This window comes from Streptomyces sp. NPDC104581, from assembly GCF_055583685.1.
This window is the reverse complement of sequence record NZ_JBVJNN010000020.1, coordinates 26,752-41,219: the sequence shown is the minus strand read 5'-3', so window position 1 is coordinate 41,219 and position 14,468 is coordinate 26,752. Positions and strand designations below refer to the sequence as shown.

Annotated in this window: 9 protein-coding genes; 5 read left to right on the top strand and 4 right to left on the bottom strand. The window is 72.4% G+C overall.

The features are described from left to right. Window positions 1-17: 17 nt before the first annotated feature. On the bottom strand, window positions 18-503 hold the full coding sequence (locus ACZ61E_RS18175) for a peroxiredoxin (RefSeq protein WP_469700622.1): 486 nt from the start codon (window positions 501-503) through the stop codon (window positions 18-20). A 79-nt stretch (window positions 504-582) separates the two neighbouring features. On the opposite strand from ACZ61E_RS18175, the gene ACZ61E_RS18170 reads away from it, so the two are divergent. Beyond that, complete coding sequence (locus tag ACZ61E_RS18170; protein WP_469700621.1) at window positions 583-1,371, top strand: phosphatase; 789 nt, start codon at window positions 583-585, stop codon at window positions 1,369-1,371. A gap of 121 nt (window positions 1,372-1,492) precedes the next feature. On the opposite strand, the gene ACZ61E_RS18165 is transcribed toward ACZ61E_RS18170, so the two are convergent. The 3 genes from ACZ61E_RS18165 to ACZ61E_RS18155 all read right to left on the bottom strand — a co-directional run bounded on the left by ACZ61E_RS18165 (window position 1,493) and on the right by ACZ61E_RS18155 (window position 5,107). Beyond that, on the bottom strand, window positions 1,493-2,371 hold the full coding sequence (locus tag ACZ61E_RS18165) for an acyl-CoA thioesterase (protein WP_469700620.1): 879 nt from the start codon (window positions 2,369-2,371) through the stop codon (window positions 1,493-1,495). A 20-nt stretch (window positions 2,372-2,391) separates the two neighbouring features. Beyond that, a complete protein-coding gene (locus tag ACZ61E_RS18160) occupies window positions 2,392-3,549 on the bottom strand; it encodes an acyl-CoA dehydrogenase family protein (RefSeq protein ID WP_469700619.1) in 1,158 nt (385 codons plus the stop codon). A gap of 103 nt (window positions 3,550-3,652) precedes the next feature. Next, window positions 3,653-5,107 (bottom strand): PucR family transcriptional regulator ligand-binding domain-containing protein, encoded by a 1,455-nt coding sequence (locus tag ACZ61E_RS18155; RefSeq protein ID WP_469700618.1) that lies wholly within the window; start codon window positions 5,105-5,107, stop codon window positions 3,653-3,655. 144 nt (window positions 5,108-5,251) lie between these two features. Here ACZ61E_RS18155 and ACZ61E_RS18150 point away from each other — a divergent pair, with 144 nt between their 5' ends. From ACZ61E_RS18150 to ACZ61E_RS18135, 4 genes are all read left to right on the top strand, one after another. Beyond that, complete coding sequence (locus tag ACZ61E_RS18150; protein WP_469700617.1) at window positions 5,252-6,760, top strand: sodium:solute symporter family protein; 1,509 nt, start codon at window positions 5,252-5,254, stop codon at window positions 6,758-6,760. Window positions 6,761-6,914: 154 nt separating this feature from the next. Next, window positions 6,915-7,928 carry an agmatinase gene (speB, locus tag ACZ61E_RS18145; protein WP_469700616.1) on the top strand — a complete coding sequence of 338 codons (1,014 nt, stop codon included), beginning with the start codon at window positions 6,915-6,917 and terminating at the stop codon, window positions 7,926-7,928. Next, the gene (locus ACZ61E_RS18140; RefSeq protein ID WP_469700615.1) at window positions 7,925-9,619 is read left to right on the top strand and encodes a thiamine pyrophosphate-binding protein; all 1,695 of its coding nucleotides are present in this window, start codon (window positions 7,925-7,927) and stop codon (window positions 9,617-9,619) included. The genes speB and ACZ61E_RS18140 overlap by 4 nt, the downstream gene beginning before the upstream one ends. A gap of 228 nt (window positions 9,620-9,847) precedes the next feature. Continuing rightward, complete coding sequence (locus tag ACZ61E_RS18135; protein ID WP_469700614.1) at window positions 9,848-13,753, top strand: ABC transporter ATP-binding protein; 3,906 nt, start codon at window positions 9,848-9,850, stop codon at window positions 13,751-13,753. The last annotated feature ends 715 nt before the right edge of the window (window positions 13,754-14,468 follow it).

Genomic DNA, 14,468 nt, shown 5'->3' with positions numbered 1-14,468 from the left:
CGGTCCGCCCGGGGTGGTCAGGCGCGCAGCGCGGCGAGCTCCCGGGCCAGGGTCTCCACCGACTGGAACGTCGCCCCGAGCAGCGACACGTGCTTCCAGCGCAGGGTGCCGTCCGGCGCGATCAGGAAGACCGCCCGGCGCAGCCCGATCCCGGGGGCGGCGATCCCGAACGCCCGCGCCACCGCGCGGTCGGTGTCGGCGAGCAGCGGGATCCGCAGGTGGTACCTGCGGGCGAACGCCTCGTGGCTGTCGACGTCCTGCGGGCTGATGCCCCAGACCTCGGCCCCCAGCTCCGTGAACGTCTCCAGGCCGCTGGAGTACGAGCACAGCTGCCGGGTGCACACGGCGGTGTCGTCACCCGGGTAGAAGGCCAGGACCAGGGGGCTGCCCCGGTGCTCGTCGAGGCGGTACTCCCTCCGTACGAAGGTGTCGTCGCCGTCGAGCACTCCGCCGGGCAGGGCGAAGTTCTCCACGGGACGGCCGGGACCGGGTGATGGCGGCACAGGGGCTCCTCTGTTCGTCGTGACGTCCGGTCAACGGGACGAGCGGCACCGCGCGGACACCTGACGGCACAATGGGGTCATGCCGATACCCAGCCGCGAAGCTCTCGTCGACCACCTCGTCCGCACGCGTATCGCCGGAGACGTGGCCACTCCCAGGGACAACAACCTCTCCCACTATCGCAAGCTCGCCAACGGCGACCGCCACTTCTGGCTGGGCCTGGAGCTCGGCGACCGCTGGAACGACGAGCAGGACGTGCTCGCCGTGATGGCCGAGCGGTGCGGAGTCAGCGACGATCCGGAGCACCGGCACGGCCAGGACACCATCGACCCCGAGCTGACCGTCGACGCCCTGGGGCGGATGGCCGCGCGGCTGCGCAAGGCGGCGGCGGGCCGGGAGCGGGTGCTGTTCGCCACCGGCCACCCGGGCGGGCTGCTGGACGTGCACCGGCAGACGGCGGACGCGCTGCGGCTGGCGGGCTGCGAGATCGTCCGGATCCCCGGCGGGCTCATGGCCGACGAGGGCATGGTCTTCCAGTTCGCGGGAGTCGCGATGCTGGAGCGCGGGGCCACGCTCTGGCACACCCACTCGCCCGAGCCGATGCGGGCCATCCTGGACGGCCTGGAGCGCGAGGGCAGACCGCAGCCCGACCTGGTGCTCGCCGACCACGGCTGGGCGGGCTGCGCGGGCCAGCGGGGACTCGACTCGATCGGCTACGCGGACTGCAACGACCCGGCCCTGTTCATCGGTGAGGCCGAGGGCACCCTCCAGGTGACGGTCCCGCTCGACGACCATGTGACGAACCCCCGCTTCTACGACCCGATGACGGAGTACCTGCTGAACGAGGCGGGCCTCACGAACACCGTCTGAGGCCCGGCGCGCGCCGCGTCCCCCCGGCGGCGCCCCCGGACCCCACGCGGCACCTCCACAGGAGGCCGCGCGCGACCGCGTCGTGGCCCCGGCGGGTCCCGGCGCCGAGGAGCGGCCCGGCTCAGCCGCGCTCCCTGGGCACACGCATGACGCCCTCCTGAATCACCGAGATCGCGAGCCGCCCGTCCTGGGTGTAGATCCGGGCCTGGCCCAGCCCGCGGCCGCCGGACGCGGACGGTGAGGTCTGGTCGTACAGCAGCCACTCGTCCGCGCGGAAGGGGCGGTGGAACCACATCGCGTGGTCCAGACTCGCCCCGACGATGTCACCGGTCGCCCAGCCGCCCCGGCCGTGAGCGAGCAGCACCGAGTCCAGCAGCGTCATGTCGGAGACGTACGTGGCCATGCAGACGTGCAGCAGCGGGTCGTCGGCGAGCTTGCCGGCCGTGCGGAACCACACCTGTGAGCGGGCCTCGCGCGGCTCCCCGGCCGTGGCGTACGGCGGGGCGTCCACATAGCGCAGATCCACCGCCGCCCGCGCCTCCAGCAGCCGGCCGGCCACGGACGGGTCGGTGAACCGGTCCGCGTACCTCGGCAGCAACTCCCGCGCCGTCGGCAGGCTTTCGGGATCCGGCGCGGCCGGCATGCCGCTCTGGTGCTCCAGGCCCTCCTCGTACGTCTGGAAGGACGCCGACAGGTGGAAGATCGGCCGGCCGTGCTGGACGGCCACCACCCGGCGTGTGGTGAAGGACCGGCCGTCGCGGATGCGGTCGACCGTGTAGACGATCGGCGCGCCCGGATCGCCCGCCCGCAGGAAGTACGAGTGCAGGGAGTGCGCCGGGCGGTCGGCGGGGACGGTACGGCCCGCCGCCACCAGGGCCTGTGCGGCGACCTGGCCCCCGTAGACACGGGGGATCGCCGCGGGGCGGCTGAGGCCGCGGAAGATGTCCTCGTCGATCCGCTCCAGGTCGAGCAGATCGACGAGGGACTCCAGTGCGTTCACCGCTCTGATCGCTCGACGTTCTACAGACCCATGGACTTGGCGATGATCATCTTCATGACCTCACTGGTGCCGCCGTAGATGCGGTTGACGCGGTTGTCCGCGTAGAGACGGGCGATCGGGTACTCGTTCATGTAGCCGTAGCCGCCGTGCAGCTGGAGGCACTTGTCGATCACGCGGTGCGCGACCTCCGTACAGAAGAGCTTCGCCGACGCGGCCTCGGCGGCGGTCAGCTCGCCCGCGTCGTGCGCTTCGAGCGCGCGGTCGCAGACGGCCTCGGCGGCGTCGACCTCGGCCTTGCAGGCGGCCAGTTCGAACTTGGTGTTCTGGAAGGAGGCGACCGTCTTGCCGAAGACGGTGCGGTCCTGGACGTACTCCTGGGCGAACCGGATCGCGGCCGACGCCTGCGCGTACGCGCCGACGGCGATGCCCAGCCGCTCCTGCGGCAGGTTCTGGCCGAGGTAGGAGAAGCCCTTGTTCTCCTCGCCGAGCAGGTCGTCGACGGGCACCTTGACGTCGCTGAAGGACAGTTCGGCGGTGTCCGACGACTTCAGGCCCAGCTTGTCGAGCTTGCGCCCGACCGCGTACCCCTCGGACCTGGTGTCCACGACGAACAGCGAGATGCCGTGCCTGCGGTCCTCCGCGCTCGGCGGGGCGGTGCGGGCGCAGACGATGACGCGGTCGGCGTGCACGCCGCCGGTGATGAAGGTCTTCGCGCCGTTGAGGACGTAGTGCGAGCCGTCGGCGGAGAGTTTGGCCGTGGTCTTCATGCCCGCCAGGTCGGAGCCGGTGCCGGGCTCGGTCATGGCGATGGCGTACATGGTCTCGCCGGTCACGAAGCCGGGCAGCCACCGCTTCTTCTGCTCCTCGGTGGCGTACGCCTTCACATACGGCAGGCAGAGCGCGACATGCACACCGGAACCTCCGAAGGAGACACCTGCGCGGGCGCACTCCTCGGAGACGATCGCCTGGAACTTGAACGACTCCTCACCCGCGCCGCCGTACTCCTCCGGCACCTCGATCCCGAAGACGCCCAGCTCGCCGAGCTTGTAGTAGAACTCGCGGGGGACCAGGCCCTCGGCGTACCACTCGTCGTAGACCGGCACGACCTCGGCCTCGATGAAGGCGCGCAGGGTCTCCCGGAACGCCTCGTGGTCCTCGTTGTAAACGCTGCGGCGCACGGAAGCCCTCACTCTCGCTCTGACTCGCTGTCTAAGCGCTTGCTCATTTCAAAGTTACCCGGCGGTTCGCACGGGTGTCCAGGGACTGGGGATGTCGGCGCCGTCACAGCCGCCGCAGCGCGAACCAGAGGTCCATCCGGACGTCCGCCTCGTCCAGGTCCGCGTTCAGCAGCGCCGCGCAGCGGGCGATGCGCTGGCGCACCGTGTTGCGGTGGACGGTCAGGGCCACCGCCGTACGGTCCCAACTGCCGTGCAGGGAAAGCCAGGTGCGCAGCGTCTCGGTCAGTGCCGGTGAGCCGGCGATCGGGGCCAGGCGGGCTCGGGCGTGGGCCGCGGCCTCTTCAGGAGGCACGAGCGCGGTGAGGGCGTCCGGGCCCGGCTCGCGGTGGTGGACCAGGCCGGCGCGCGTGGCCTCCGCGTGGCGCAGCGCTCGCCCCGCGTCTGTGTCGGCCTCGGCCAGTGCCGCGGGGCCGACGGGGGCGCTCGCCCCGAGCGTCCAGCCCGGCTGGGCGGTGACCGGCCGGTCGGTGAGCACACGGACCGTCGCGCCGTCCGTCTCCGCCAGGGCGCTGCCGAGCGCCGCCGCCAGCGCGGACGGGGCGAAGGGCGTGTCACCGCCGTGCGCGTGCACCACCGTCCAGGGCCCGGGGCCGAGCAGCGGAGCCGCCTCGGCGGGCGTGGCGCCCAGCAGCAGCCGTACGAGGGCCGCCGAGCGCCCGGCCTCCGCCGCGCCCTGGTGCGGCGCCGTGAGCAGCGACAGCAGGACGACGGCCATGCCCGTGACGGTGTGGTCCCCGGCCTCCCGGCCTCCGGCGGCGACACCGAGGACCAGGCCCTGGCCGCCGCCCAGCGCGTACGCGGCCAGACGCGCGCCGCCGACGGTGTCGGTGGCGGAGGCCGGCGGGGACGCGGCGCCCGGTGGATTGACCACACGGGCCAGCCGGGCCAGCGCCGTACGCGATCCCGGCGCCGGGTCGCGCCCCGTGGCGTGCAACTCCGCGCCGTCCGGGGCGAACAGCACCGCGCGCCCGCCGAGCCGCACCGCGAGCTGCCGCAGCACCGCGGGGACCGGATCCGGCCGGGCCGCCGCCGCGGCCAGGCCCTGCTGGGCCTCGGTGACCCGGCGCAGCTCCCGGTGGCGGGCCTCCGCCATCAGCCGCCACACCCCGCGCGCCACGGTGGTGAACGGGGTGCGCCGGGGGATCTCCAGCAGCGGCAGCCCGTGCCGGCCGCACGCCTCGGCCAGGCTGTCCGGCACCGTGTCGTACACCGGCGCGACCCCGAAGCCGAGTGCCGCCGCACCCGCCTCCACGACCCTCTTCACATAGGTCTCGGCGTGCGCGTCCGTCAGCTGGACGCCCGCCGTCAGCAGCAGCTCACCCCCGAGCAGATACGGGTAGGGGTCGGCCATCTCCGAGGTGTGCACCCAGTGGACGGCCACCCGCTCGGTCCGGGTGTCCGGCAGGCCCGCGATCAGCCGCAGGCCGAGCGAGCCGTCCGCGAGCAGCGCGGCCAGCGAGACCGGCGGGGTGGGAGGCGGAGCGGAGGGTTCCGGCATGGACGGTCCATCCATCGGCGGCGGAAAGAATGGATGAAACGTACACTTCAGCGTTCCATTCCGGCCACCTACCGTCGACTCGCACAAGGCCCGACACGGACCGGACCCCCCGGTTCCCCCCGGAGTCGATCAGGAGGAAGCCCCATGGCTGTGGACTACGCGGTGATCGTCGTCTATCTCGCCGGCATGCTCGCCATGGGCTGGTGGGGCATGCGCCGTGCCAGGTCCAAGGCCGAGTTCCTGGTGGCGGGCCGCCGGCTCGGCCCCGGGATGTACTCCGGCACGATGGCCGCCATCGTCCTCGGCGGCGCGTCGACCATCGGCGGCGTCGGCCTCGGCTACCAGTACGGTCTCTCCGGCGCCTGGATGGTCTTCACCATCGGCCTCGGACTGCTGGCCCTGTCGGTGTTCTTCTCCGCACGCATCGCGCGGCTGAAGGTCTACACCGTCTCCGAGATGCTCGACCTCCGGTACGGAGGACGCGCCGGCATCATCTCCGGACTGGTGATGTGGGGCTACACCCTGATGCTCGCGGTCACCTCGACCATCGCGTACGCCACGATCTTCGACGTCCTGTTCGACATGCACCGCACCGTCGCGATCGTCCTGGGCGGCGCGATCGTCGTCGCGTACTCGACCCTCGGCGGCATGTGGTCGATCACGCTCACCGACATGGTGCAGTTCGTCGTCAAGACGATCGGCGTACTGCTGCTCCTGCTGCCCATCGCCGTCGTCAAGGCGGGCGGGTTCGGCGAGATGAAGGCGCGGCTTCCCACGGAGTACTTCGACCCCCTGGGCATCGGCGGCGAGACGATCTTCACCTATGTGCTGATCTACACCTTCGGCATGCTGATCGGGCAGGACATCTGGCAGCGGGTGTTCACCGCGCGCGGCGACTCCACCGCCCGCTGGGGCGGCACCGTCGCCGGTACCTACTGCCTGGTCTACGCGATCGCCGGAGCCGTCATCGGCACCGCCGCCAAGGTCCTCTACCCCAAGCTGCCGAGCGCCGACGACGCGTTCGCCACCATCGTCAAGGACGAACTCCCGCCCGGCGTGCGGGGACTGGTGCTGGCCGCCGCCCTCGCCGCCGTCATGTCGACGTCCTCCGGCGCGCTCATCGCCTGCGCCACCGTCGCCAACAACGACATCTGGGCGCGGCTGCGGGAGCTGTTCGGGCAGCGGGCCGGCCGGCCCGAGGTGGCGGGGGAGCGGGACGAGGTACGGGACAACCGCGCCTTCATCCTGGTCATGGGCATCGCCGTCATCTGCATCGCCATCGCCCTCAACGACGTCGTCGGGGCGCTGACCGTCGCCTACAACCTGCTCGTCGGCGGCCTGCTGGTGCCCATCCTCGGCGGCCTCCTGTGGAAGCGCGGCACCGTGCAGGGCGCGCTCGCCGCGATGGTCGTCGGCGGGATCACCGTCATCTCCCTCATGGCGGCGTACGGCATCCTGGCCAACGAACCCATCTACTACGGACTGCTCGCCTCGCTCGCCGTGTACCTCGTCGTCAGCCTCCTCACGAAGCCGACGGACCCGGACGTGCTGGCCGCGTGGCGCCGCCGTCTCGCGGGCGAGGGACCGGGCGGCGCCGAGCCCGGACGGGACGGCGCCCGCGAGCCCTCCGTCCCCGCCACGAGCACGGGCTGACCAACGGCGCGGCACGGCCGCACTGCAACCGGCACGGCCGGGCAGGACCCGGGCACGAGCCGAGCCCCGCCCACCTGCGGCGCCCCCTGTCGGCGCTGTCGGTGGCGCGGGGCATCCTGGACACGTACACGCACCACGAAAGGGCGCCACGAGCATGAGCAGCGCAACAGGACCCGACACCCCCGGCGCCACGGCGGCCGAGAGCCGGGAAGACGGCCCGCGCGGGCCCGTCGACTCCTCCCGCGTGCCCCGGTTCGCGGGGCCCGCCACCTTCGCCCGGCTGCCCAGGCTGGACGAGGTCGGGACCACCGACGTCGCCGTCGTCGGCGTCCCGTTCGACAGCGGCGTGTCCTACCGGCCCGGCGCCCGCTTCGGCGGCAACGCCATCCGCGAGGCGTCCCGCCTGCTGCGCCCGTACAACCCCGCCCAGGAGGCGTCGCCGTTCGCACTCGCGCAGGTCGCCGACGCCGGTGACATCGCCGCCAACCCGTTCAACATCAACGAGGCCGTCGACACGATCGAGGCCGCGGCCGACGGCCTGCTCTCCACCGGGGCGCGCCTGATGACCCTCGGCGGCGACCACACGATCGCGCTGCCCCTGCTGCGCTCGGTCGCCAGGAAGCACGGCCCCGTCGCGCTGCTCCACTTCGACGCGCACCTGGACACCTGGGACACCTACTTCGGCGCCGAGTACACCCACGGCACCCCGTTCCGCCGCGCCGTCGAGGAAGGCGTCCTCGACACCGAGGCCCTCTCCCACGTCGGCACCCGCGGGCCGCTGTACGGAAAGAAGGACCTGGACGACGACCACCGCATGGGCTTCGGCATCGTCACCTCCGCCGACGTCATGCGGCGGGGCGTCGACGAGGTCGCCGACCGGCTCCGGCAGCGCATCGGGGACCGCCCGCTGTACATCTCCATCGACATCGACGTGCTCGACCCGGCCCACGCGCCCGGCACCGGCACGCCGGAGGCCGGCGGGCTCACCTCCCGCGAACTCCTCGAAATCCTCCGGGGGCTGGCCTCCTGCCACCTCGTCTCGGCCGACGTGGTCGAGGTCGCCCCGGCGTACGACCACGCGGAGATCACGTCCGTCGCCGCCTCCCACACGGCGTACGAACTGACCACGATCATGTCCCGCCAGATCGCGGAGGACCGCGCGAAGTGACACACGACCACCACCACGAGGTCCCCCGCTACACCCCCGAGCAGACCGCACGGGCCCTGAACCCGCCCGCCGGGCGCAACGGCGGCGACCTCGTGATCGAGACCCTGCACGGCCTCGGCGCCACCACCGTCTTCGGCCTGCCCGGCCAGCACGCCCTGGGCATGTTCGACGCCCTGCGCCGCTCCGGCCTCGACTACGTCGGCCTGCGCGTCGAGAACAACGCCGGATTCGCCGCCGACGCCTACGGCCGTGTCACCGGCGAGGCCGCGCCCCTGCTGCTGTCCACCGGACCGGGCGCCCTGACCTCGCTCGCCGCCCTCCAGGAGGCCGCGGCGGCGTCCTCACCCGTACTCGCGATCTCCAGCCAGATCCCCTCGGCGGGCCTCGGCGGCGGCAGACACGGCTACCTCCACGAACTGCGCGACCAGCAGGCGTCGTTCCGCGACGTCGTCAAGTCCGTCCACGTCGTCCGGGCGCCCTCCCAGATCCCGTCCGCGATCGCCGCGGCCTGGGAGTCCGCGCTCACCGCACCGCACGGACCCGTCTGGGTCGAGATCCCGCAGGACGTCCTCCTGAAAGAGACGACACTGCCGCTCGTGACCGCCGTCGACGCCACCCCGCGCGAACTGCCGCCGCGCCCGGAGCTGATCGCCGTGGCGGCCCACGCCCTGTCCCACGCGGAGCGCCCCGTGATCATCGCGGGCGGCGGGGTCGTACGGGCGGACGCCGCCGGGAAGCTGCGGGCCGTCGCCGAGAAGCTGGCCGCCCCCGTCGTCACCACCTTCGGCGGAAAGGGCGCCTTCCCCTGGGAACATCCGCTGTCGCTCCAGTCCTGGCTGGAGGACCGGCACACCACCGACTTCCTGGAGGACGCCGACGTGGTGCTGGTCGTCGGCTCCGGCCTCGGGGAGTTGTCGTCGAACTACTACACCTTCCGCCCGCGCGGCCGGGTGATCCAGATCGAGGCCGACCTCGGCAAGCTGGAGTCCAACCTCCCGGCCCTCGGCATCCACGCCGACGCGCGGGAGGCCCTGTCGGCGCTCCTGGAGTCGGTGACGGCACGCACCGGCCCGGCGGCCGGCGAGTCCGCGCGGGACGCCGTCCGTACGGTGCTGGCGAAGGTACGGAGCCGGATCGACGCCCAGGACCTGGCCCTGGAACAGCGGGTGCTCGCCTCCGTACGAGAGGCGCTGCCCGCCACCTCCCCGAGCTTCTGGGACATGACGATCCTCGCCTACTGGGCCTGGTCCGCCTGGCCCGGCCCGATGCACTCCGGCCAGGGCGCAGGCGGTCTCGGCTACGGCTTCCCGGCGGCCCTGGGCGCGGCGGCGGCCGACGTCGGCAGGCCCGTCCTCGCGGTCTCCGGCGACGGCGGCGCCATGTACTCGATCGCCGAGCTGGCCACGGCCCGGCAGTACGACCTTCCCGTCACCTGGCTGATCGTCGACGACGGCGGCTACGGCATCCTGCGCGAGTACATGACCGACGCCTTCGGCGAGACCACCGGCACCGAGCTGGCCCGCCCCGACTTCGTCGCACTGGCCGAATCCTTCGGGGTGCCCGCGGTCCGTACGACCCCCGAGGCGCTGCGGGACGACCTCGCGAAGGCGCTGGCGGCCCCCGGCCCGTCCGTGGTGGTCCTCCCGGCCCTCCTGAAGCTGTTCGCCCCGACCCACCTGCCCACACCGTAGCCACCCGCCGGGCGCTGCCCTCACCGGCCGGACCGCGCGGCCCCCGGCGCCCCCGGACCGGACCCGGTCATCAGTCCTAGGTCCTCCGGCGGGCGCATGGGACCAGCGACGGGTATTTGTTGCGGTGGGATGAAATCCGCACGTGGCCGCGTTGATGTCATCCGGCAGGTGGCCCACGGGGGACGCCCGCGTACCGAACGAGCGGCAGGGCAACGGGAGGCGGCAACAGTGGCGGCGCAGCGGACAGAACCGGAGCGTGCGAAGCCCGGTGAGAGCACGGCGGACGAGCCCCGGACGGCGGGCTGGGCCCGCCGTCTCACCGGCTACGCCTGGCGCTACCGGCGCAACGTGATCCTCGCCCTCGGCTCCTCCCTCGCCGGCATGGCCGTCATGGCCCTCGTCCCGTTGATCACCAAAGTCGTCATCGACGACGTCATCGGCACCGGCACCCGGTCCATCGCCGTCTGGACCACCCTCCTGATAGCGGCGGCCCTCGTCATCTACGCCATGACATACATCCGCCGCTACTACGGAGGACGCCTCGCCCTGGACGTCCAGCACGACCTCCGTACGGAGATGTACGACACCATCGCCCGGCTCGACGGCCGCCGCCAGGACGAGCTGTCCACCGGACAGGTCATCGGCCGCGCCACCAGCGACCTCCAGCTCATCCAGGGCCTGCTCTTCATGCTGCCGATGACCATCGGCAACGTCCTGCTCTTCATCATCTCCCTCGTGATCATGGCGTGGCTCTCGCTGCCCCTGACCCTCGTCGCCCTCGCCGTCGCACCCGCCCTCTGGTACATCGCCCGCCGCAGCCGCACCCGGCTGCACCCCGCCACCTGGTACGCGCAGTCGCAGGCCGCGACCGTCGCGGGAGTGGTCGACGGATCCGTCTCCGGCGTACGCGTCGTCAAGGGCTTCGGCCAGGAGGACCAGGAGACCGGCAAACTGCGCGCCGCGGGACGCAAGCTCTTCGCCGGACGGCTGCGCACCATCAAGCTCAACTCGCGCTACACACCCGCCCTCCAGGCCGTCCCGGCCCTCGGACAGGTCGCGATGCTCGCGCTCGGCGGCTGGCTCGCCACCCGCGGCCAGATCACCCTCGGCACGTTCGTCGCCTTCTCCACCTACCTGGCGCAGCTCGTCGGCCCCGTCCGCATGCTGGCCATGGTCCTGACCGTCGGCCAGCAGGCACGCGCCGGCGTCGAGCGGGTCCTCGAACTCATCGACACCGAACCGTCCATCGAGGACGGCACCAAGGACCTGCCCGCCGACGCCGAGGCGTCCGTCGAGTTCGACGACGTGACGTTCTCGTACGCGGACGGCCGCACCGTCCTCGACGGCTTCTCCCTGGAGATCCGCCCCGGCGAGACCGTCGCCGTCGTCGGCTCCTCCGGCAGCGGCAAATCCACCGTCTCGCTGCTCCTGCCGCGCTTCTACGACGTCACCCACGGCGCCGTCCTCGTCGGCGGCCACGACGTACGCGAACTGACCCTCGACTCCCTGCGCGCCGCCATCGGGCTCGTACCGGAGGACAGCTTCCTCTTCTCCGACACCGTCCGCGCCAACATCGCCTACGGCAAGCCCGACGCCACCGACGAGGAGATCGAACGCGCCGTCCGCGCCGCCCAGGCCGACCGCTTCATCGCCGAACTGCCCGCCGGTTACGACACCACCGTCGGCGAACAGGGCCTGACCCTCTCCGGCGGCCAGCGCCAGCGCATCGCCCTGGCCCGCGCCATCCTCACCGACCCGCGACTGCTGCTCCTGGACGACGCCACCTCCGCCGTCGACGCCCGCGTCGAGCACGAGATCCACGAGGCGCTGCGCTCGGTCATGGCCGGGCGTACGACGCTGCTCATCGCCCACCGCCGCTCCACCCTCGGCCTCGCCGACCGGATCGCCGTACTCGACGACGGGCGCCTCGCCGACATCGGCACCCACGAGGAACTCCAGGAACGCTCCGCCCTCTACCGCCGCCTGCTCACCGACCCCGACGAACTCGGCGGCGTGTCCCCGGGCCACATCCCGGCGGTCGTCGCCTCCACGGCCGCCGAGGACGACCGCACCGTCCAGCAGGAGATGGACGCTGAGTTCGACGCCGAACGCGGCATCACGCCCGCCCTCTGGGTACGTGAGGAGGCCCCCGCCGAGGAATCGGCGGCGCCCGGCGCCACCCCCGAACTCCTCGCCCAGGTCGAGGCGTTGCCGCCCGCCGACGACGTCCCGTCGATCGACGAGGCCCGCGCCGTCGGCTCCGAGTCGTCGTACGGGCTGCGCAGGCTGCTGCGCGGCTTCGGAGCGCCGCTGGCGGTCAGCCTCGCCCTCGTCGCCGTCGACGCCGGCATGGGCCTGCTGCTGCCCGTCCTCATCCGGCACGGCATCGACGAGGGCGTGGAACAGCTCGCGCTCGGCGCCGTGTGGGCCGCGTCCCTGCTCGGCCTGGTCGTGGTGCTCGTCCAGTGGACGGCCCAGATCGGCGAGACACGGATGACCGGCCGGACCGGCGAACGGGTGCTGTACTCGCTGCGCCTGAAGATCTTCGCCCAGCTCCAGCGGCTCGGACTCGACTACTACGAGCGCGAGTTGACCGGCCGGATCATGACCCGTATGACGACGGACGTGGACGCGCTGTCCACCTTCCTCCAGACCGGACTCGTCACGGCCTTCGTCTCCGTCGTCACCTTCTTCGGCATCCTCGTCGTCCTGCTCGTCATCGACGTGGAGCTGGCGCTGGTCGTCTTCGCGACCCTGCCCGTGCTGATCGTCGGCACCGTCTTCTTCCGGCGCAAGAGCGTCAAGGCGTACGAGCTGGCGCGCGAGCGGATCAGCGTCGTCAACGCCGACCTCCAGGAGTCGGTGTCCGGGCTCCGTATCGTGCAGGCGTTCGGCCGTGAGAAGGACGGCGCGCGGCGGTTCGCCGAGCGCAGCGACCACTACCGGCAGGCGCGGGTGCGCGGCCAGTGGCTGATCTCCGTGTACTTCCCCTTCGTCCAGCTGCTGTCATCGGTGGCCGCGGCGGCCGTCCTGATCGTCGGCGCCGGCCGGGTGGAGGCCGGGACACTGACGACCGGCGCGCTCGTCGCCTACCTCCTGTACATCGAGCTGTTCTTCGCGCCGGTGCAGCAGCTGTCACAGGTCTTCGACGGCTACCAGCAGGCCACCGTCTCGCTCGGACGCATCCAGGAGCTGCTGCGCGAACCGACGTCCACGGCGGAGGCGGCCGAACCGCTCGGCGTGCCGTCGCTGCGCGGCGAGATCGCCTTCGAGGACGTGCACTTCGCCTACGGGAACCCGGAAGCCGGACTGGCCGAGGGCGGCGGCGCGGGCGACCCGGACGAAGCCGTCGTCCTGGCGAAGGCCCCGGTCCAGGAGGAGACCGCCCTCATGGGCGTCAACCTCCGTATCCCCGCCGGTCAGACGGTCGCCTTCGTCGGTGAGACGGGCGCGGGCAAGTCGACGCTCGTCAAGCTCGTCGCCCGCTTCTACGACCCGACGTCCGGCCGTGTCACGGCGGACGGCACCGACCTGCGCGACCTGGACATGACCGCGTACCGGCACCGGCTCGGTGTCGTACCGCAGGAGGCGTACCTCTTCGCCGGCACCGTGCGCGACGCCATCGCCTACGGGCGGCCGGGCGCGACCGACGCGGAGGTGGAGTCGGCGGCCCGCGCGGTCGGCGCGCACGAGATGATCGCCACGCTGGACGGCGGCTATCTGCACGAGGTCGCCGAGCGGGGCCGGAACCTCTCGGCCGGACAGCGGCAGCTGATCGCCCTGGCCCGCGCGGAACTGGTCGACCCGGACGTCCTGCTCCTGGACGAGGCGACCGCGGCGCTCGACCTCGCCTCCGAAGCCCTGGTCAACCAGGCGACGGACCGGCTGTCTGGCCGGCGGACGACGCTGGTGGTCGCGCACCGGCTGACGACGGCCGCACGCGCGGACCGGGTGGTCGTGCTGGACCACGGCCGGGTCGTGGAGGACGGTACGCACGGGGAGTTGCTGACGCTCGGCGGCTCGTACGCGCGGCTGTGGAGCAGCTTCATCGGCGAGCCGGATCCGGGGGCGGGCCCCCGGACCGGACCGGGGTCGGAGCCCGAGGAGGAGCGGGCCACTGTCGCGGGGGCGTGAGGACGAGGGCGGGGCGTCACCACCGGAGGGTGGGGCCCCGCAGGGACGTTCTCCGTACGGAGGCAGCCGGCGGGCAGGGGGGTGTGGTCACCGGCAGGGGAGGGGACCGGCCGGCCGGTGCTGGGGGCACCGCGCGGCAGGACCGCTCCTCCCCTGCCGGGTGGTGAGGGGCGGCCGGCATCCGGTCGGCCGGGCGTCGGCGAGCCCGTTCCCCGACCGGATGTCGTCGGGCACCTTGAATGCGGGGCAGGGGAACGGCAATTGGCCGTGATTCGGCAGCCGCCCGAATGACATGAGCCGCTGATGACGCGTCAGGGATTCACCGGGACTGCCTTCGCGGTGCTTCATGAATACCGCGTCGCCTGTGCCGTTCACAGCGGGCCGATTGTCGTTCCGGCCCGGACAGGAGAAGACCTTCGAGGCGTCCGGTGAACTCAATTCGAGCTGGATGAGGAGCTGTGCGGCCGTCTTTTCCTTGTGACCGCCGACAGCCGGCGCGCAAGGGCTGTCCCGCCGATATTGATCCTTTTCGCCTGCCACATGCGTTTTCTATCGCGAGGGGCGGGCGGTGGACAACGAAATTGACCGCCATCGGCCACCCCGGTCGGGGCAGGGCGGGACGGGTGACGTGCCCGATCGCGGAGCCGGTCCCGTGAGGGGCGGCGTACGGGCCGCACGAGGGCCGGGTGCCGTACGGGTACGGGGCGCCGTCGTA

Excerpts from the sequence above, each read along its gene's own strand:
- ACZ61E_RS18155 (WP_469700618.1), bottom strand. The coding sequence starts at position 5,107 with ATGCCGGAACCCTCCGCTCCGCCTCCCACCCCGCCGGTCTCGCTGGCC.
- ACZ61E_RS18170 (WP_469700621.1), top strand. The coding sequence starts at position 583 with ATGCCGATACCCAGCCGCGAAGCTCTCGTCGACCACCTCGTCCGCACG.
- speB (WP_469700616.1), top strand. The coding sequence starts at position 6,915 with ATGAGCAGCGCAACAGGACCCGACACCCCCGGCGCCACGGCGGCCGAG.
- ACZ61E_RS18150 (WP_469700617.1), top strand. The coding sequence starts at position 5,252 with ATGGCTGTGGACTACGCGGTGATCGTCGTCTATCTCGCCGGCATGCTC.